This window comes from Lentzea sp. NEAU-D7, from assembly GCF_026242055.1.
Lineage (GTDB): Bacteria > Actinomycetota > Actinomycetes > Mycobacteriales > Pseudonocardiaceae > Lentzea.
In genome coordinates this window covers 210809-228203 of the sequence record NZ_JAPJDL010000011.1, presented here as the reverse complement: position 1 = coordinate 228203, position 17395 = coordinate 210809, and the positions used below count along the sequence as shown (strand labels likewise).

Annotated in this window: 18 protein-coding genes; 9 read left to right on the top strand and 9 right to left on the bottom strand. The window is 70.3% G+C overall.

Features of this window, described 5'->3' with window-relative positions; all coding sequences use genetic code 11:
- Positions 1 to 31: 31 nt before the first annotated feature.
- From ORI60_RS23485 to ORI60_RS23475, 3 genes are read left to right on the top strand one after another with little or no spacing between them, the layout of a single operon-like run.
- Entirely contained in the window at positions 32 to 598 is a 567-nt protein-coding gene (locus ORI60_RS23485) for a VanZ family protein (protein ID WP_266036701.1), read from the top strand.
- 38 nt (positions 599 to 636) lie between these two features.
- Positions 637 to 1302 carry a response regulator transcription factor gene (locus tag ORI60_RS23480; protein WP_266036700.1) on the top strand — a complete coding sequence of 222 codons (666 nt, stop codon included), beginning with the start codon at positions 637 to 639 and terminating at the stop codon, positions 1300 to 1302.
- Entirely contained in the window at positions 1295 to 2371 is a 1077-nt protein-coding gene (locus tag ORI60_RS23475) for a sensor histidine kinase (protein WP_266036699.1), read from the top strand. Before ORI60_RS23480 ends, ORI60_RS23475 begins: the two co-directional genes overlap by 8 nt.
- Here the strand turns inward: ORI60_RS23475 and ORI60_RS23470 are convergent.
- Positions 2346 to 2933 (bottom strand): GrpB family protein, encoded by a 588-nt coding sequence (locus tag ORI60_RS23470; protein WP_266036698.1) that lies wholly within the window; start codon positions 2931 to 2933, stop codon positions 2346 to 2348. The two genes, ORI60_RS23475 and ORI60_RS23470, sit on opposite strands and share 26 nt — an antisense overlap.
- Positions 2934 to 3102: 169 nt before the next feature.
- Between ORI60_RS23470 and ORI60_RS23465 the strand changes: the two genes are divergently transcribed.
- From ORI60_RS23465 to ORI60_RS23450, 4 genes are read left to right on the top strand one after another with little or no spacing between them, the layout of a single operon-like run.
- Positions 3103 to 4149: a M12 family metallopeptidase gene (locus ORI60_RS23465; RefSeq protein ID WP_266036697.1), complete on the top strand. Its 1047-nt coding sequence runs from the start codon at positions 3103 to 3105 to the stop codon at positions 4147 to 4149.
- A gap of 11 nt (positions 4150 to 4160) precedes the next feature.
- Positions 4161 to 4349: a hypothetical protein gene (locus tag ORI60_RS23460; protein WP_266036696.1), complete on the top strand. Its 189-nt coding sequence runs from the start codon at positions 4161 to 4163 to the stop codon at positions 4347 to 4349.
- A gap of 13 nt (positions 4350 to 4362) precedes the next feature.
- On the top strand, positions 4363 to 4620 hold the full coding sequence (locus tag ORI60_RS23455; RefSeq protein WP_266036695.1) for a hypothetical protein: 258 nt from the start codon (positions 4363 to 4365) through the stop codon (positions 4618 to 4620).
- A gap of 4 nt (positions 4621 to 4624) precedes the next feature.
- A complete protein-coding gene (locus ORI60_RS23450) occupies positions 4625 to 4936 on the top strand; it encodes a hypothetical protein (RefSeq protein ID WP_266036694.1) in 312 nt (103 codons plus the stop codon).
- Between the two features lies 1 nt (position 4937).
- Here the strand turns inward: ORI60_RS23450 and ORI60_RS23445 are convergent, their stop codons facing one another.
- Positions 4938 to 7046: a discoidin domain-containing protein gene (locus tag ORI60_RS23445; protein ID WP_266036693.1), complete on the bottom strand. Its 2109-nt coding sequence runs from the start codon at positions 7044 to 7046 to the stop codon at positions 4938 to 4940.
- 182 nt (positions 7047 to 7228) lie between these two features.
- Between ORI60_RS23445 and ORI60_RS23440 the strand changes: the two genes are divergently transcribed.
- On the top strand, positions 7229 to 8137 hold the full coding sequence (locus ORI60_RS23440) for a DUF1996 domain-containing protein (RefSeq protein WP_266036692.1): 909 nt from the start codon (positions 7229 to 7231) through the stop codon (positions 8135 to 8137).
- 53 nt (positions 8138 to 8190) lie between these two features.
- Positions 8191 to 8562, top strand: coding sequence for a hypothetical protein (locus tag ORI60_RS23435; RefSeq protein ID WP_266036691.1), 372 nt, complete (start codon positions 8191 to 8193; stop codon positions 8560 to 8562).
- Here the strand turns inward: ORI60_RS23435 and ORI60_RS23430 are convergent.
- The 7 genes from ORI60_RS23430 to ORI60_RS23400 form a co-directional block, all read right to left on the bottom strand.
- Positions 8553 to 10751: a discoidin domain-containing protein gene (locus ORI60_RS23430; protein ID WP_266036690.1), complete on the bottom strand. Its 2199-nt coding sequence runs from the start codon at positions 10749 to 10751 to the stop codon at positions 8553 to 8555. The genes ORI60_RS23435 and ORI60_RS23430 overlap by 10 nt on opposite strands.
- Positions 10752 to 10846: 95 nt before the next feature.
- Complete coding sequence (locus ORI60_RS23425) at positions 10847 to 11860, bottom strand: LacI family DNA-binding transcriptional regulator (protein WP_266036689.1); 1014 nt, start codon at positions 11858 to 11860, stop codon at positions 10847 to 10849.
- Positions 11861 to 11899: 39 nt separating this feature from the next.
- Positions 11900 to 14992 (bottom strand): PA14 domain-containing protein, encoded by a 3093-nt coding sequence (locus tag ORI60_RS23420; RefSeq protein ID WP_266036688.1) that lies wholly within the window; start codon positions 14990 to 14992, stop codon positions 11900 to 11902.
- A 129-nt stretch (positions 14993 to 15121) separates the two neighbouring features.
- Positions 15122 to 15775 carry an HAD-IA family hydrolase gene (locus ORI60_RS23415; RefSeq protein WP_266036687.1) on the bottom strand — a complete coding sequence of 218 codons (654 nt, stop codon included), beginning with the start codon at positions 15773 to 15775 and terminating at the stop codon, positions 15122 to 15124.
- The gene (locus ORI60_RS23410; RefSeq protein ID WP_266036686.1) at positions 15772 to 16029 is read right to left on the bottom strand and encodes a DUF6510 family protein; all 258 of its coding nucleotides are present in this window, start codon (positions 16027 to 16029) and stop codon (positions 15772 to 15774) included. The genes ORI60_RS23415 and ORI60_RS23410 overlap by 4 nt, the downstream gene beginning before the upstream one ends.
- Positions 16030 to 16042: 13 nt before the next feature.
- On the bottom strand, positions 16043 to 16783 hold the full coding sequence (locus ORI60_RS23405) for a ferredoxin reductase (protein ID WP_266036685.1): 741 nt from the start codon (positions 16781 to 16783) through the stop codon (positions 16043 to 16045).
- On the bottom strand, positions 16753 to 17352 hold the full coding sequence (locus ORI60_RS23400) for a sulfite oxidase-like oxidoreductase (RefSeq protein ID WP_266036684.1): 600 nt from the start codon (positions 17350 to 17352) through the stop codon (positions 16753 to 16755). Before ORI60_RS23400 ends, ORI60_RS23405 begins: the two co-directional genes overlap by 31 nt.
- Positions 17353 to 17395: the final 43 nt, after the last annotated feature.

Genomic DNA, 17395 nt, shown 5'->3' with positions numbered 1-17395 from the left:
CTCGCAACGGCCGTGCGCCTTCACTGGGAGCGTGCTCAACACCTGGCAGGAGTGGGTCGGTACGGAGACCGGGGTCGTGGTCGGCGCGGTGCTGGGGATACCGGTGGCCGTGCTGGTCATGCTGCTTCTGGCGCTCTACCGGAGGTCCCAGGGCACCGCGAGGCCGTGGCGGAACTCGTTCGCCGAGGTCGGCCTCTTCTACGGGACGCTGCCGTGGGTCTGGATCATCATGCTGCCGGGCGAGACCCCGGGCGTCACGGGCGAGCTGAGCCTGGTGCCGTTCGCGGACGTCCTCGACCTCCTCGCCCACGGCGACACGGGTCAGATCGTCGGCAACATGCTGGTGTTCGCGGCGCTGGGGTTCTTCGGCCCGCTGAGGTTCGCGGGCCTGCGGTCGGTGTGGCGGGTGCTGGCGTTCGCGGCGGCCTGCTCCGCGTTCCTGGAGATCGCGCAGTTCGTGCTGCGACTGGACCGCGTGTCCTCTGTGGACGACGTGCTGCTCAACGCCGCGGGGGCGGCGCTGGCCTCGCTGGTGTCCTGGTGGTGGTGGCGTCCCCAGCACGCGCCGGTGGAAGAACGGCACCTGGCCGCGGTGTGAATATGCGGGCGATATGCCCCGCTCCCTAGGCTGGCCGCATGCGCGTGCTGATCGTGGAGGACGAGCCGTACCTGGCCGAGGCCGTCCGGGACGGGCTGCGGCTGGAGGCGATCGCCGCGGACATCGCCGGGGACGGCGACACGGCGCTGGAGATGCTGAGCGTCAACTCCTACGACCTCGCGGTGCTCGACCGCGACGTCCCCGGACCGTCCGGGGACGAGATCGCGCGGTGGATCGTCGCGTCCGGCAGCGGCATGCCGATCCTGATGCTCACCGCCGCCGACCGGATCGACGACAAGGCGTCGGGGTTCGGGCTCGGCGCCGACGACTACCTGACCAAGCCGTTCGAGCTGCGGGAGCTGGTGCTGCGGCTCCGGGCGCTCGCCCGCAGACGTGCCTACGCGCGACCGCCGGTCAGCGAGATCGGTGGCCTGCGGCTCGACCCGTTCCGGCGCGAGGTCTTCCGCGACGGGCAGTACGTCGCGCTGACCCGCAAGCAGTTCGCGGTGCTCGAGGTGCTGGTCGGTGCCCAGGGCGGGGTCGTCAGCGCCGAGGAGCTGCTGGAGCGGGCCTGGGACGAGAACGCCGACCCGTTCACGAACGCCGTCCGCATCACGGTCTCGGCGCTGCGCAAGCGACTCGGCGAACCGTGGCTCATCGCGACCGTGCCGGGCGTCGGCTACCGCATCGACGCGGATGGCTAGGCCGCCGGGTCTCAGCGCCCGCCTGAAGTTCACCCTGAGCTACGCGGGCATCGTCGTCGTGGCCGGTGCCGTCCTGATCGCGGTGGCCTGGTGGTACCTGCTGCGCTTCGTCCCCGACAACGACCAGGGCCTGCTCTTCACCAGCCCCAACCGCTACCTGCTCTCCCGCATCTTCGGCCGCGCCGCCGCCGTCGCCATGCTGTTCCTGGTGGCGTTCGGCCTCCTCGGCGGATGGCTGCTGGCCGGCCGCATGCTCTCGCCCCTCGACAAGATCGCGGACGCCGCCCGGCTGGCCGCGAAGGGGTCGTTGTCGCACCGGATCCGGCTTCCCGGCAGGGCGGACGAGTTCCGCGAGCTCTCCGACGTCTTCGACACCATGCTCGAGAAACTCGAGTCGCACGTGGGCGAGCAGCGCAGGTTCGCCGCCAACGCCTCCCACGAGCTGCGCACCCCGCTGGCGATCTCGCAGTCGCTGCTCGACGCGGCGCGCCAGGACCCGTCCCAGGTCGACGCCGAACTCCTCGACCGACTGCACACCGCGAGCCGCCGCGCGATCGACCTCACCGAGGCCCTGCTGCTGCTCAGCCGCGGCGAGCGAGGGGTGTTCACCCGGGAGCGCGTCGACCTCTCCCTGGTCGCCGAGGAAGCCGCGGAAACCCTTCTGCCCCTGGCGGAACGACGCCGGGTCGAGCTCGTGGTCACCGGGGAGGCCGCGACCACCACCGGTTCCGCGGAGCTGCTCCTGCGGATGGTGACGAACCTCGTCCAGAACGCCGTCGTGCACAACCTCCCGGCCGGTGGCACGGTCACCGTCCACACCGAACCGCAGCACCAGGCGTGCGTGGTCCAGATCGAGAACACGGGCCGCCTGCTCACAGCGGACCTGGTGCCGACGCTCACCGAGCCGTTCCAGCGCGGCGGCGAGCGCGTCCGCGACGACGACCACGCGGGTGTCGGCCTGGGACTCGCCATCGTGCACAGCGTCGTGCGCGCGCACGACGGCGCCCTCGACATCGCCCCGCGCCCGGAAGGCGGCCTGCGCGTCACGATCCGGCTGCCCAGTCCCTGACCTGTGGCTGGATCTCGTCGAAGAACGCGGTCTTGGCGCGGGTGTAGTCGTCGTAGTCCGGCTCGCCCGCGTGCTGCTCGGCGAGCGCGCGCTTGATCTGCTCGTAGCGCCGGGCCTGCGCGGGGTGGCACCGCAGCCAGTCGCGGAGGTCGACGACCCACCGCGCGAACGGCGAGTCCGCGCGGCGGACGTGCAGGATCGCGGCCTCGGCCGGGGAGTGGAACAGGCGCTTCTCGTACGCCGCGTCGTCGGCCCGGTCCCCCGGCCTCCTGGCGTCCCTGCGCACACCGGGTGAGTCCGGCCTGGCCCCGTGCGCCGGTACGAACGGCGTCGCCGCCAGGACCTCGGTCAGCCGGGCCAGTGGCGGCAGGCCGGGCATGCGCACCTGCAGGTCCACGATCGGCTTCGCACCGAGTCCGGGCACCGCGGTCGACCCGATGTGCTCGTAGTCGAACCCGTCCGCGCCGGGCAGCGCCGCGAACGCCGACCGCACCCCGCCGAGGAGGTGCCGTGCGCGATCAGGCCAGGCGGAGTCGTACTCGACGATGACAGCGGAAGGCATGTCCCCGACCCTAGTCTGATCCAGGAATTCGCCTTCCGGCGCTTTTGCGTTACACCACCACTTTGGACTCTCCATCAATTCCTCGAATGCGAGGGAGGCCTTCGACCCTAGGCGTTGTGGCAGTTCGAGGATCACGCTTGTTCGTCTTCTGCCATGACGGGAGGGCACGATGACCAAGCCGAGTGGCACGGTGACCGGCAGCGGCCAGTTCCGCGTCGGACCCGAACTCAGAACCGGTGTGATCGAGACCCGGAGCCAGGGCGTGAAAGCGGTTCTGTACACCGAGGTCGACGGCGAGCCGATGGTCGAGGGCGACATCGTGCTCACCCTCGTGCGGGAGGGCGAGCTCCACGAGAGGGGCGTCGTCATCCCAGGTCAGCAGTTCCGCTGGCCCGGTGGCCGGGTGCCGTTCGAGATCGACCCGAACCTGCCGGACCAGGCCCGCGTGCACAACGCGATCGCGCACTGGGAACGCAACACCCGCATTCGCCTGGTGCCGAGGAACGCGACGGACACGAATTTCATTCGTTTCCAGCCCGGCGGTGGCTGCAGTTCTCCCGTGGGCATGCGCGGAAACCAGCAGAACATCACGCTCGCACCCGGCTGCGGAACGGGCGCGACCATTCACGAAATCGGGCACAGCGTAGGTCTGTGGCACGAACAGAGCCGCGAGGACCGCAACAACTTCGTGACGATCGATTTCACGAACATCCAGCAGCAGAGCGCCCACAACTTCAACCAGCACATCACCGACGGCGACGACGTCGGCCCGTACGACTACCACTCGATCATGCACTACCCGCGGCGGGCGTTCGCGATCGACACCGGCTGCGACACGATGACGCCGATCCAGAACGTCGAGATCGGCCAGCGCGACGGGCTCAGTCCCGGCGACTGCGCGGCGGTGCGGTCGATGTACAGCGGCCTCGAACCGGCGGCGGTGTTCCGCGGCGTGCAGTTCACCGGGTCCGTCCCGGCCGGCACGACCAAGCGGTGGTTCACCCACAGCTGGCCCGCCCACTGGTACGTCCTGTGGACGGTCGTGCCGACGGCGCCCGCTGTCGACGGTGCGGCGCAGGTCGAGTGGACCACCCAGGTCACCCGGCAGTCCGGTGGGCTGCTCAAGTACTTCCTCGCCATCACGAACCTGACCGGCGGCCAGGTCGACGTCGAGGCCCGTTACGACGTGCTCGGCTGGTCGCCGGGCGCACTGTGAGAGGAGCCGCCATGAGCGCCGATCTCGACGGCGGGGCCGCCCCCGCGTCGCTCGACGACCTGGTCCTCGCCGAGCCGCTCGACCTCGCGGGCGACGGCGGTGCGGCACCGGATGCCGTGCAGGACACCGGGGACGCCGTGGCCGAAGAGGCCTCGCACGCGGCCGAGGACGCCGGTCCCGCGCCCGAACCGGAAGAGTGAAGGGAGAGTCCCGATGCGACTTGGTGTGCAGTTCCGGGGACAGGTGCCCGGCGGGTCGTCGCGGCGCTGGTTCACCCACAGCTGGCCCGAGGGCTGGCGGGTCGTGTGGATGGTGGTGCCGACGTGGCCGATGGTCGACGGTGGCGCGCAGATCGAGTGGAAGGTGCAGGTCGACCGGCAGGCCGCCGGGCTGATCAAGTACTTCATCGAGATCCGCAACCTCACCGGCGGCCCCGTCGACATCGAGGCCCGCTTCGCCGTGCTGAACTGATCCGGTGAACGGCACCGTGGTGGTACCGGCGGGCACGCCCGCGTTCGGCCGGGCGGTGCTGCGGGTGCGGCTGCTCGACGTCTCCCTCGCAGACGCACCCGCCGTCACGAAGGCCGAGCACGTCAGCGAGTTCCGCCGTGACGACACCGCCGAGCAGCGCCTGCCGTTCGACCTCGGCCTGGCTGATGGGCCGGTGCTGACCGTCGCCGCTCACGTGGACGTGAGCGGCGACGGGCGGGTTCGTCACGGCGACCTGGTCAGCACCAGAGCCGTCGCGCCGTCGGACGGCGTGGTCGTGCTCGTGGAACCGGTGTAGCTCAACGCCGGTAGACGCCGAACTCGTAGAGCGAGTAGCCCCAGCCGGTTCCCCGTTGCGTGGCGTGCAGACGGACGTACCGGCCGGTCGCCGTCACGTCGATCGCGTCCACGCCGCCGTCTCCGGCCGTCGTGCCGTACACGGAGCGCCAGGCGTTGCCGTCGTCGGACACCTGGATCTCGTACGCACGCCCGAAAGCGCCCTCCCACACCAGTTGCACGTGCTGGAACGTCGTCACCGCGCCGAGGTCGACCCGGATCCACTGGGGATCGGCCCAGTCGGTGGCCCAGCGCGAGGTTCCGTCGCCGTCCACCGCGTTCGACGGCGGGAACGGCGCGCCGTCACCGACCTGCTGGTACGACGAGGCGGTGACCGCCTTGCCCTGGGCCACGTTCACGCCGGACGGCTGCGGCGCCACGACGCGCACGGAGCGGGTCTCGATGCCGATGTTGCCGCGCCCGTCCTCGGCCATGACGTAGACCTTCCACACGCCGAGGCGGTCCGGGGCGGTGACGGTGAGGCGGTTTCCGGCGACCTGGACGGGTGTCGCGGCCAGACCACCGCTGTTGTCGATGTACTTGCTGTTGAACGCCGTCGACCAAGCGACGGCGTCACCGTCCGGATCGGCCGCGGCGACGTCGATGGTCAGCGGCGCACCCGCCGCCACGGTCTGCGGCACGGTCATCGCGGAGATCACCGGCGGCGTGTTGGCGGGGGTGGCGCCGCCGAACGCGCGCTGGACCGCGTAGAACGAGAGCCGCTTCTTGCCCGCGGGCGTGAGGTTGAACCAGACCGCGCCGAAGTCGTACTCCGTGCCGTAGTGGAAGAGCGTGCCGCCGAAGGACACCCCGGTGTGGCCGGTGATGCAGTTCCAGGCCTGGATGTAGCCGTCGCGCTTCTGCACGTCGGTCGGCTCGGCCGGCACGCCGTTGGCGTCGTTCGGCACCTCCCACTCCCCCGCCGGACCGGCCTCGGTGAGGATGTACGGCTTGGTGTGGCCACCGGAGATCCAGTCCTGCCGCACCTGGCAGACGTTGCCGTAGGAGTTGACGGAGTACAGGTCGAGGTCGGGCGTGTGCGCCTTGAGGTACACCCACGCACCGGTCCACGCGTCGGTGTTCGTCACCGGGTGGCCGGTGTCGATGGCGTGGATCGCCCGCGCCGCCTCGTTCAGGTAGCGGGCGTACGCGACGCGCTGGTTCTCGAGTTCGGCGCCGGAGTAGCAGTTCTGCAGCCCGAGGATGGACTCGTTGCCGACGTTCCACATCAGGACGCCGGGGTGGTCCTTGTAGGTGGTGACCCACTGGCGGATCTGACCGAGCACGTCCGCCTTGTACTGGGCGTCCGTCACGTAGTTCACGCAGCCGCCGGAACCGGGACCGCCACCGGGCTGCAACCAGAAGCCGTTGATCACGCGCAGTCCGTGGGACGCGGCCGCGTCGAGCAGCGGGCGGGTCGAGGCGTCCGTGCCCCACGTGCGCAAGGTGTTGACGCCCATGGACTTCAGCTCGGGCATGTACCGCGCGGCGTCCGCGGCGGGCGGACCCCAGGTGAGGCCTTTCACGACCCATGGCCGGCCGTCGACCGTGAGCTGCCAGTTGCCCTGCGACCCGGTGACGTGCACACCACTTCCCGGTACGACGCCGCCCTGCGTGCCGTAGACCCGGAACTCCCACAGCGAGACGCCGTACCCGTTGGCGCGCTGGGTGGCGTTCACCCGGACGTACCGGCCGGTGCCGGTGACGTCGTAGCCCTGCCTGCCGCCGGTGGACCCGGTCACCGACCGGACCGGCTGCCAGGCGACGCCGTCAGCCGAGACCTGGATCTCGAACGCCGTCGCGTAGGCACCCTCCCAGTCGAGCTCGACCCTGCTGAGCGTCGAGGAGGCACCGAGGTCGACGCGCAACCACTGCGGGGCGCTCCACTCGCTGGACCAGCGGGTGTCACCGTTGCCGTCGACCGCGGCCGACGCGGGGGTGCCGGCGTTCTCGGTCGACGAGGCGAGAGCGGGTCTGCCCTGGGAGAGCAGGGCCGGCGCGGCCTGTGCCGGGACCACCGCGATGCCGAGGAGCACGGCGACCACCGTGCAGATGGAGCGGACGCGAGCCATCGCGCCTCCTGCCACGAAGTAGGGATGCATGAGGAGAGCGCTCTCACAACCCTGCCGCCGAACGTTACGACCAGACGTCGGCGGTGTCAAAAGAACCGGTCTTGACACCTCGCACGGCAGGGCGGGAACCTGTTTGGGAGAGCGCTCTCCCAGCCGGTTCCCCACTCGGCAGGAGGACACAGGTGTCCCGAAAAATCAGCGCGTTGTCGATGACGGCCGCCCTGGTGGCGGCCGTGGTCGTGGTCGTGACCCAGTCGGCCCGGGCCGACGACCTGGTCACGCACCACGAGTTCCAGGCCAACTGCTCGGTCACGACCCACCTCCCGGACGACCCGATCGTCTTCCCGGGGCTTCCGGGCGCGTCGCACATGCACACGTTCCTCGGCAACCAGTCCACGAAAGCCAGCAGCACCAACGACTCGCTCAAGGCAGGTCAGACCAACTGCAGGACGCCCGACGACAAGTCCGCGTACTGGTTCCCGTCGGTCATCAACGGCGACCAGATCGTCCCGCCGGACTTCCCCCAGGTCATCTACTACAAGTCCGGCATCCTGCGGTACCAGGACGTCGTGCCGTTCCCGCCGGGCATCCGGTTCGTGGTCGGCAGCCCCGCGACGACGCAGGAGCAGTTCCGCACCGCGCCGGGCGCGGTCGAGGGCTGGGAGTGCGGCGACAGCTTCCACAACTGGGACATCCCGGCGTACTGCCCGCCCGGCACGCAGCTCAACATCCGTTACCAGGCACCGAGTTGCTGGAACGGCCGCGACCTCGACTCGGCGGACCACAGGTCGCACATGGCCTACCCGGACCGCGCGACGCTGGTCTGCCCGCCGAGCCACCCGGTCGCGGTGCCGATGATCGAGTTCAAGATGGCGTTCCCGGTGTCCGGTGACATGTCCCGCGTGCGGCTCTCCAGCGGTCGCGGGTACAGCTGGCACTACGACTTCATGAACGCCTGGGACGCGCCCACGCAGGCCGCGCTGGTCCGCCACTGCATCAACGGCGGGCTGCAGTGCGATCCGCGCGGGTTCGACCTGTACAAGCCGAACCGGGGCGCCGCACTGGGACCGGACTACCGGTTGCCGCGGTGAGGTTCCTCGCCTCATGCACCCCGGGGCGGCGCGTGCCCTGGGGTGTTTCCGCGTTGCCGCTGTTGGCCGGGGGTGCACCACGCCCGCTCTCCCGCGTTCAACGCCGCGGACACGGCACGGGTCCAGCGGATGATCCCGGCGAACAAGCGGTTCTGCCCGCACTCGACGGCGCGCCACCCGCGCTCGCCGGGCTCGCAGCAGCGCTCAGGACCTCGAACTCGGCCGAGCCGGTGCACCTGCGGCAGTCGCGCGAGCGGGCCGGGCTGCCGACCACCGGCGTGCACGCCGGCCACCAGCACCGGGACCAGGCCACCGAGCTCGCTCGCGGTGAACAGCGAAACGGAACGGACGCCGCGACCGAGGAGATCGCGGCGTCCGTCGAGTCATCTCGCAGGGATCAGCTCACCTGGCCCGGTCAGGGGTAGTTCACGACGTACCGGACCTGGTTCGCCAGGTCCGCCTGACCGCCCGTGCCGTTGATGACGTTGGCGATCGTGCCCACGCCGCCCAGCGACACCGTCACGAGGTGCGTGAACCGGACTCCCGGCCGGTTCGGCGCCTCGAAGCCGTTGTCCGTCACGATGCTCGGATCGGCCTGGTTGAAGGCGTACACGCCGACACCGAACGCCTCGTGCGTGGTCACCGAGTCGGCGACCTTGTAGCCGGCCCAGCCCCGCTTGGACCCGTTCATCCACGCGGCCTGGTTGGGCGGGTCGTACGGCAGCTCGTTCTGGTACAGGTAGACGCGGCCGCCGTTGCCGTTCCAGACCAGGTTGTGCTGCTGGTAGTGCTCCACGAACAACCCGTACGCGATCACGTTGTCGCCGTTGACGACCACGCCGTTCTGGCCGGGGTTCGCGGTCCAGCTGACGCCCGCGCCGTGGTCGGCACGCCACACCCAGGTGTGGTCGATGATCGTGTTGCGGCTGTTGACGCGCATGCTGACCGTCGCCTTGCCGGCCTGCGACCCGCCGACGCGCAGGTACACGTCGTGCAGCGAGGTCGGGTTGGCAGCGTGCGAGTTCGCGCTGGAGTCGCCGACCTCCAGCAGCACCGGCGAGTTCTGCACGCCTGCGTCGACCAGGAACCCGGCCAGCCTGACACCGTCCACATCGGACGTCGTCAGCGCGGCCCTGCCGGTGGTCGGCGTCAGCGTCGCGAGGCCGAGGCCCAGCACGACGGTGTTCGGGCGGGTGACCCGGATCGTGTCGTCGAGCTGGTGGATGCCCGGCGTGAGCAGCAGGTGCTTGCCCTGCGCCAGCGCGGCGTTGATCGTCGCGGCGGGGGTGCCGGGCTTGACGACGAAGAAGTCCGCGAGCGACACCGACGTGCCGGGGTTGCCGTTCTCCCAGCTCGTGCCGCGCGAGTTCTGGCGCAACGCGGGCAGGAAGACCCGGTACTCACCGGAGTTGTCGAAGTACAGGTACGGCTTCTCCCGCGTCACCGGCGAGGTGTCGACGGTCGTGTGCGACGGGTTCGGGAAGTGGTTGGGCGGGGCGCCCTGCGTGCCGGCGAACACCATGTTCCACACCGACCCCGACCAGCCGCCGGCGAGGTTGCTGTTGCGGGTCAGGAACTGCTGCTGCGAACCGGAGACGGTCACGCCGTCGATCTTGCTGTCCACGATCAGACCGCCGCTGGCCCAGCCGTCGTAGCCGTTCCACAGGTGCGCCTGGCCGCGCAGGTGCATCCGCCGGTACGCGGTGGCCTGCGAGACGGCCCAGCGCTCGATCTGGTTCGGAGGCAGCGTGACCGAGAGGTTCTCGGTGCCGCGCCAGAAGTTCTGCGTCGCGTTGCCGAGGTTGTTCGGGTCGTTGCCCTGCTGCAGCCAGTCGGCCTCGACGCGGATGTGCCCGTTGATGTTCACGTCGTCCGGCATCAGGCCGAGACCGACGATCTGCGTGTAGAACCGGAGGTTCACATCAGCGTTGTAGCTGCCCGGCTTGAACAGCACGGCGTGCCGCTGCGGACCGAACTGGTTGGTCCTCATCTGCGTCGCGATGGAGTCGAGTCGCGACTGCATCTCCGACTGCGAGGAGCCCGGACCGTAGACGTGCACGTTCGGGCCGAAGTCCGGGTTGCGCGGGTCCGTCGGCGTGACGCCGGGGGTGTCGGGCGTGGTGGTGAAGACTCCGAGCTCCCACAGGGAATAGCCGTAGCCGGTACCGCGCTGCGTGCCGAGGACGCGCAGGTAGCGGCCGGACCCGGTGACGTCGACGGACTGCGTGCCGCCGGTGCCGGTCGTGGTCGAGTAGACGTTGCGCCACGACGCGGAGTCGGCGGCGTTGTCGGTCACCTGGACCTGGAAGGCCTTGCCGTACGCGCCTTCCCAGCTCAGGGAGACGCGGCAGACCTCCTGCGTGGAGCCGAGGTCGACCTGCAGCCACTGCGGGTCGGAGAACTGCGACGACCAGCGCGTGCCCGCGTTGCCGTCGACGGCCGCCGACGCGGGCGTGCCGCCGTTCTCCGTCGAGGACGCGGTGGCGGGGCGGTTGAGGGCGGCGTTGGAGGTGCCGCACGCGGCGGCTCCCGCTTGCGAGGTGGCGCTGATCGTGGTCACGAGACACAGAGCGGCAGCGGCGAACGCGGCGGCCCTGGACAGGGTTGAGCCCATGGTCCTGCCTGACGGGGGGAAGGGCTGAAAGCCTTGGACAGGGGCGTGAGAGCGCTCTCCCAAGGGACGTTAACGCCGGGTGTCGAACAGGTCAATCAGGCAGAGGCCCGTACGACGAGTTCCGGTTCGAAGATGACGGATCTCGGCCGTTGTCCCGGTTTTTCCAGCTCCGCGAGCAACAGGTCGGCCATCTGAGCGGCCATGCGCTCCACCGGCTGCCGGATCGTGGTGAGCTGCGGGCGGCAGGCCAGCGCCGGCGCGCTGTCGTCGAACCCGACCACGGCGACGTCCTCCGGCACGCGCAGGCCGTGCTCCAGCAGCACGTCCACTGCCGCCTGCGCCATCAGGTCGTTCGCGGCGAACACGGCGTCGAGGTCGGGGCACTCGGTGAGCAGCCGGTGCATCGCGGCCGCGCCGCTCTCGGCGGTGAAGCCGCCCTCGGCGGTCGGGACGTACGGGAAGCCGTGGCGGGCCATGGCGTCGCGGAAGCCGGCGTGCCGGTCCTGGCTCGCCAGCACGTCCATCGGGCCGGAGATGGTGGCGATGTTGTACCGCCCCGCCGCGACCAGGTGGTCGGCGGCGAGCCGCCCGCCCGCGCGGTGGTCCATGTCGACGTAGCCGATCGGCATCGGCCTGCCGGGCCGCGCGTAGAGCACGGAGGGGACGCCGGCCTCCAGCAACCGCGCGGGCAGCGGGTCGGCCGGGTGGGTGGACACCAGCAGCGCGCCGTCGGCGCTGCCCTGTCTGAGGAACTCGACGACCTCGGTCCGCGCGTGGTCGGAGTCGGCGAGCATGAGCACCGGGTGCACGCTGTGGCCGCGCAGGAAGTCGACCACGCCCGCCGTCACCCGGCCGAAGAACGGGTCGGTGAACACGTCCGATCCCCCGCCCGCGCCGGAGATCACCAGCGCGACCGTGCCGGTGCGGCGCGTGACGAGAGACCGGGCCACGCGGTTGGGCGTGTACCCGGTCTGCTCGATCGCGTTGCGCACCGTCTCCTGGAGCTCAGGATCGACGTTGCGCGTCCCGTTGACGACCCGGGACACCGTCGCGCGGGACACGCCCGCGACTCGGGCGACGTCCTCCAACGTGGGTGCGACCCTGCTCATGCACCGGTTGTACCACGTGAGGAGAGCGTTCTCCCAACATCAAGAGGTGACGACCACGTCCTTGATCGCGCCTCGCCAGAAGTCCACGTTCTGGCCGTTGTACTTGGCTCGTCCCACCGCGAACGCGCCGGTGCTCTCGATGGCGGGTCCCGCCGCCGCCGTGGCGACCAGCGCACCGTCGAGGTAGAGCCGGATCTCGCCGCCCTTCCGCTCGCCCTTCAGCTCGTACCAGCGGCCGATCTCCGGCGTGATCTCGTAGCGCGCCCGGTTGCCACCGGGCGTGCTGAAGGCGAACGCGCCCTGGCCGTACTGCAGGTAGAAGGGGTTCTCCGACTGACGGCCGTCCTGGCTCACCGCGGAGGCGTAGTTGCCGGGCAGCTCGTCCAGGCGCACCTTCGCGGACACCGTGTAGTCCTTGGTCGTGTCGACGACCGGGCCGTAGGTCTCCGCCGAGCCGTTGCGCAGCTCCAGCGCGCCGTCCTTCCAGGTGGCGCCGGTCGGGCTGAGCGTGAGCGGGTTGGCGCCCTTGGAGTCCTTCGCCGTCGTTCCGCCGGTCTCGTTCAGCTTCCACTCACCGCTGCCCGCGTACGGGTACGGCTTGCCGGCGTTGGCCCCGGCCTCGATCACCCGCCGGTTGATCTCCCGGACGGGACCGGGGTCGACCTTGATGCGCTTGCGGTCGTAGGTCCAGAGGCCGTTGAGCTCGCCCTCCAGGTCGGTGACCTGCGTGTAGACCGACGCGGACATCTCCTGGCGCGCCTGCCCCAGGTAGAACGTGCGGGTGTTGTCGACGTACTTCGCCGTCAGCGCCGCCTTGTCCGGCACGCCGCTGTAGATGGCGATCGGCGCACCGGGCCACTGGTGTCCGGGCGTGCGCAGCGTGAAGCCGCCGTGCTCGCCGTCCATCACGACGCGCTTGCCGTCCGGGCGGGCCGGGTCGGTGTTGTTGTAGTCGTGGTGGTCGATGACGTCGCCCTTGCCGCTGTCGCCCTTGGAGGCGCAGCAGTTCACGCCGCTGTGCGCGCTGACGACCCGGCTCGGGTCGGCCGCCTTGACGTCGTCGGTGATCTGGCCGGTGACGGTGCGGTCCCACTCGCCCCAGCCCTCGTTGAACACGATCCACGCGTAGATCGACGGGTGGTTGTGCATCTGCTGCATCAGCTCGCGGCTCTCCTTGAGGAAAGCCTGCTGCGCCACGGGGTTGCTGCCGTCCTCGACGGACACGAAGTCCTGCCACACCAGCAGTCCGAGCCGGTCCGCGTGGTAGTACCAGCGGGCGGGTTCGGCCTTGATGTGCTTGCGGACGGAGTTGAAGCCGAGGTCCTTCTGCGCCTTGAGGTCGAACACGAGGGCCTCGTCGCTCGGCGCGGTGTTCAGGCCGTCCGGGTAGAAGCCCTGGTCGAGCTGCATCAGCGAGAAGATCGGCTGGCCGTTGAGCGTCAGCTTCGGCGTGCCGCCGACGTTCGCGATCCCGGTGGACCGCATGCCGAAGTAGCTCTTGACCTTGTCCCTGCCGAGCGTGACGTCGAGCTTGTACAGGTACGGGTCGTCCGGAGTCCACAGGTGCGGGTCGGGCACCGGCAGCGTCAGCTTGGTGTTGGCCGGTCCGGTGACGGTGCCGACCTGCTTGCCCTTGGCATCCTTCGCGACCGCGGTGACGGTGGCGTTGCCGGCGGACTTGACCTCGACGGCCAGCGAGCTGGTGGCGAGGTCCGGGGTCGTCCTGATCTCGTCGATCCCCTTGTCGGCCACCGGTTCCATCCACACGGTCTGCCAGATGCCCGACGACGGCGTGTAGAAGATGCCGCTGGGGTTGGGCGACTGCTTGCCCTTGGGCTGGTGCGGGCCGGTGGTGTCGGTGACCGCGACGACGATCTCCTGCTCACCGCGCTTGAGCACGTCGGTGATGTCCGCGCTGAACGCCGTGTAGCCGCCGGTGTGCTCGGCGACCAGCTTGCCGTTCACCCAGACCTTCGCGTGGTAGTCGACCGCGCCGAAGTTGAGCTTCAGCCGTTGCCCGGACCCGATCCGCCAGTCGTGCGGCACGCTGACCGTGCGGCGGTAGAACATGTGGTCCTCGTGCCGTTCGAGCCCGGAGAGCTGCGACTCGATCGGGTAGGGCACGACGACCTTCTCGCGCAGCTTCTTGCCGAACACCGGCTGCTCACCCGCCTTGGCGGCCGCGAACTCCCACGGGCCGTTGAGGTTGAGCCACTTGTCGCGTTCCAGCTGCGGCCTCGGGTACTCCGGCAACGGGTTGCGGGTGTCGACCTTCTCGCCCCACGGCGTCCTGAGCCGTTCCGTGGAGACGTTGCCGACCGTGCGCGCGGTCTTCTCGACCTTCTTGCCGTCGACCGCGAGGGCGCCGGCGCCGTCGTAGTAGATCCGGACCCTTTGGCCCTTCAGCACCCGCTCGGCCAGCCTGATGGTGACGCGGTCGCGGCTGGTGGTGATCACCGAGATCGGCATCGGGGTGGCGTCGACGTCCACCCGCAGGTGGTCCTTGAGGTCGTTCGCCCCTGTGACGCGGCCACCGAAGTCCGCGGTGAGGGTGCGACCGTCCTTCGAGACGCCGGCCGTGCGCGGCACGACCTGGAAGTCGGCGGGCGGCGTGAACGCGGACTCCGGCACGATCTGCTTGGGCGTGGTCGCGCTCGACCAGCGCAGGAACATGTTGGCGCCGCCGACGTCCTGGAACATCTCCAGCTTGAAGGCGTACTGGCGCCCGGCGGTGAGCGTCACCGGCGCGCTGGTCTGCTCGCGGTCCCAGTCGCCGACCCAGTGGTCGATCACGGGTTTGTCGTCGATCAGCAGCCGGAACCCGTTGTCCCCGACGGCGTGGAAGGTGTAGTCGCCGGTCTGCGGCACCGCGATCTGCCCGGTCCAGCGCGCCGTCGTGTGTTCGGTGCGACCGTTGAGGAACCCGAAGACGCCGGTCAGGTCACCCTGGTTGATGTCGGCGTCCAGCACGGTGCCACCCAGGGTCGCGAAGTCCCGCGCGCCCGGTGCCGACATGCTGAAGTACTCGCCCTTCAGGCCGTGCACCGGCTCGGCGGCACTCGCGGACGGCAGTCCGGGCGCTATCCCCAGCGCCAGCAGCAGAGCGACGAGTACGGGGGCGGCTTTCTTCATCAGCGAAGATCCCCTTCGTTTTTACAACGTTGTAAGAGCGCTCCCATACATCCACGCACACGGCTCGGAAGCCGGGCTACGGCCGAACGGAGGTATCGGGCATGTCAAACCGGACAAGTTTCCGGGACGTCAAGAGGCGCGAAGGTCCTCGGTCACCTCGATGCCGTGCCCGGTCCACCGGACGGCCCGCAGGTCAGGCACGACGACGGGCGCGGGCGTGTGCAGGGCGCCGGTGCCGACGCCGACCACGGTGGCGGCCTCGGCGGCGAGACCCGCGGCGACCCCGTTGCCGCTGTCCTCGAAGACGAGGCACTCCCCGATCGGCAGCCCGAGCTTGCCCGCGGCCTTCAGGTAGCCCTCGGGGTCGGGCTTGCCGTGCGTGACGTCGTCGCCGTTGATGACCACCGGAGGCAACGGGATCCCCACCGCGGCCAGCCGGACCGCGAGCAGCTCGGGCGGAGCGGACGTGACCAGGGCCCAGTTCCCCGGCAGGGAGTCCACCAGTTCGCGGGCTCCGGGGATCGGGGCGGTCGAGCCGGCGTCGGCGACCTCGATCTCGTTGATCCGCCGCAACGCGCCGGCCTGCTCGGAGGCGGGTACGTGCATGCGGACGGTGTCCGCCGCACGACGGCCGTGCAGGCCGCGCAGCACCTCGTCCGGGTCCACACCGAACTCGTGCGCCCACTGCGTCCACGCGCGTTCGGCGGCGACCGTCGAGTCGGTCAGCACACCGTCCATGTCGAACAGCACCGCCCGGCAGGCCAGGTTCGTCGTTCCCCTCACGGCAGCGGGATCTCCAGGCTCACCGTGCCGCGCAGGTCCAGCCACGCGCGGTCGCGTCCGCGCACCAGCCGCAGCACGACCTCCTCGCAGTGCGGGCAGCGCGCGACGGTGCCCGGAGCGCTCTGGTAGACGCGCAGGCTCGCCACCGGGCCCTTGTACCCGCAGCCCGAGCACTGCCCGGTCGCGGCGGTCAGGTCCACCGCGAAGATCTCGCGGAGGTCTCCCGCCAGCGCGTTCCCGTCCACGTGGCTCATCGGTGCTCTCCTGTCAGCCGAAGCGTTCGGTGCGGACGCGGCGGGGGTCGTGGCCCAGCGCCACGAAGATGTCGGACACCGTCTCGACGAACCCGGTCGGCCCGCACACGAAGACGTTCGGGCTGAAGTCGGCGGGCCAGGCGTGGGTGTTGAGCGTGGCCAGGCCGAGGCGCCCGGGTGGGTGCGGCGAGCCTTCCGGGGCCTGGCGGGTGTGCACGAGGTGGACGTCGAGGCCGCCGTCCTCGCGCGCACGCCGGCGCAGCTCGTCGGCGTAGTAGACGTCCTCGGGCGTGCGCACCGAGTAGATCAGCCGGAACGGCACCCTGCTGCCCTCCGCGGCCCGCGTGCGGATCATCGCCATCAGCGGTGCGATGCCCGATCCGCCCGCCACGAGCGTGACCGGCGCCTGGTCGGTCGCACGCCAGACGAACCAGCCGCCGACCGGGCCGCGCAGCTCGATCCGGTCGCCGGGTGAGAGCGCGTCGCACAGGTACGGCGACACCTCGCCGTCCTCAACTCGCTGCACGCTCAGCTCGAACCGCTCCCCGTCCGGTGCGGAGGAGATCGAGTAGCTGCGCTGCACCGAGTAGCCGTCCTCGGCGGTCAGGCGCACGTCGACGTGCTGGCCCGGCAGGTGTCCCGGCCAGCCGGGCACGTCGAACACCAGGCTGCGCGCGCTCTTCGTGATGTCGGTGGCCTCGGCCAGTTCGGCCACCCGCCAGGTCAGTCGCCCTGATACCGCTGCTCGCGCCATGGGTCTCCGTAGTCGTGGTAGCCCGCGCTTTCCCAGAAGCCGGGTTCGTCCTCGAGCAGCAGCTGGATCCCGCGGACCCACTTCGCCGACTTCCAGAAGTACAGGTGCGGCACCAGCAACCGCGCCGGCCCGCCGTGTTCGGGCGTGAGCTCGTCGCCGTCGTACCGGTACGCGATCCACGCCTGGCCGTCGACCAGGTCCTCCAGCGGCAGGTTCGTGGTGTAGCCGCCGTAGGACTGGACGAGCGCGAAGTCGGCGGCCGTCTCGACGTCCTCCAGCAGCACGTCCAGCGAGACGCCCTTCCAGCGGGTGCCCAGCTTGGACCACTTGGTGACGCAGTGGATGTCCGTCGTGATCTTCTCCGCGGGCAGCTCCACCAGCTGCTGCCACGACCAGTCGTACCGCTGACCGGCCTCGGTGTTGATCGTGAACTGCCACCGGTCGGTCGGCACGCGCGGCGTCGGTCCCGCCGTGAGGACGGGGAAGTCCTCCGCCAGGTACTGACCGGGCGGCAGCTGCACGTCCGGTGACTGGCGTCGCCCGGTGAAACCGGGAGAGACGATTGGCATCGTGTCAGTAGACGCCAGCGGCGGGCCGAACGCCACTGCTGAT

Bases quoted from the DNA above. Each gene is read 5' to 3' on its own strand.
- ORI60_RS23445 (WP_266036693.1), bottom strand. From the start codon at position 7,046: ATGGCTCGCGTCCGCTCCATCTGCACGGTGGTCGCCGTGCTCCTCGGC.
- ORI60_RS23455 (WP_266036695.1), top strand. From the start codon at position 4,363: ATGCGACTTGGTGTGCAGTTCCGGGGACAGGTGCCCGGCGGGTCGTCG.
- ORI60_RS23430 (WP_266036690.1), bottom strand. From the start codon at position 10,751: ATGGGCTCAACCCTGTCCAGGGCCGCCGCGTTCGCCGCTGCCGCTCTG.
- ORI60_RS23470 (WP_266036698.1), bottom strand. From the start codon at position 2,933: ATGCCTTCCGCTGTCATCGTCGAGTACGACTCCGCCTGGCCTGATCGC.
- ORI60_RS23410 (WP_266036686.1), bottom strand. From the start codon at position 16,029: ATGAGCCACGTGGACGGGAACGCGCTGGCGGGAGACCTCCGCGAGATC.
- ORI60_RS23420 (WP_266036688.1), bottom strand. From the start codon at position 14,992: ATGAAGAAAGCCGCCCCCGTACTCGTCGCTCTGCTGCTGGCGCTGGGG.
- ORI60_RS23460 (WP_266036696.1), top strand. From the start codon at position 4,161: ATGAGCGCCGATCTCGACGGCGGGGCCGCCCCCGCGTCGCTCGACGAC.
- ORI60_RS23400 (WP_266036684.1), bottom strand. From the start codon at position 17,352: ATGCCAATCGTCTCTCCCGGTTTCACCGGGCGACGCCAGTCACCGGAC.
- ORI60_RS23405 (WP_266036685.1), bottom strand. From the start codon at position 16,783: ATGGCGCGAGCAGCGGTATCAGGGCGACTGACCTGGCGGGTGGCCGAA.
- ORI60_RS23425 (WP_266036689.1), bottom strand. From the start codon at position 11,860: ATGAGCAGGGTCGCACCCACGTTGGAGGACGTCGCCCGAGTCGCGGGC.
- ORI60_RS23480 (WP_266036700.1), top strand. From the start codon at position 637: ATGCGCGTGCTGATCGTGGAGGACGAGCCGTACCTGGCCGAGGCCGTC.
- ORI60_RS23465 (WP_266036697.1), top strand. From the start codon at position 3,103: ATGACCAAGCCGAGTGGCACGGTGACCGGCAGCGGCCAGTTCCGCGTC.
- ORI60_RS23475 (WP_266036699.1), top strand. From the start codon at position 1,295: ATGGCTAGGCCGCCGGGTCTCAGCGCCCGCCTGAAGTTCACCCTGAGC.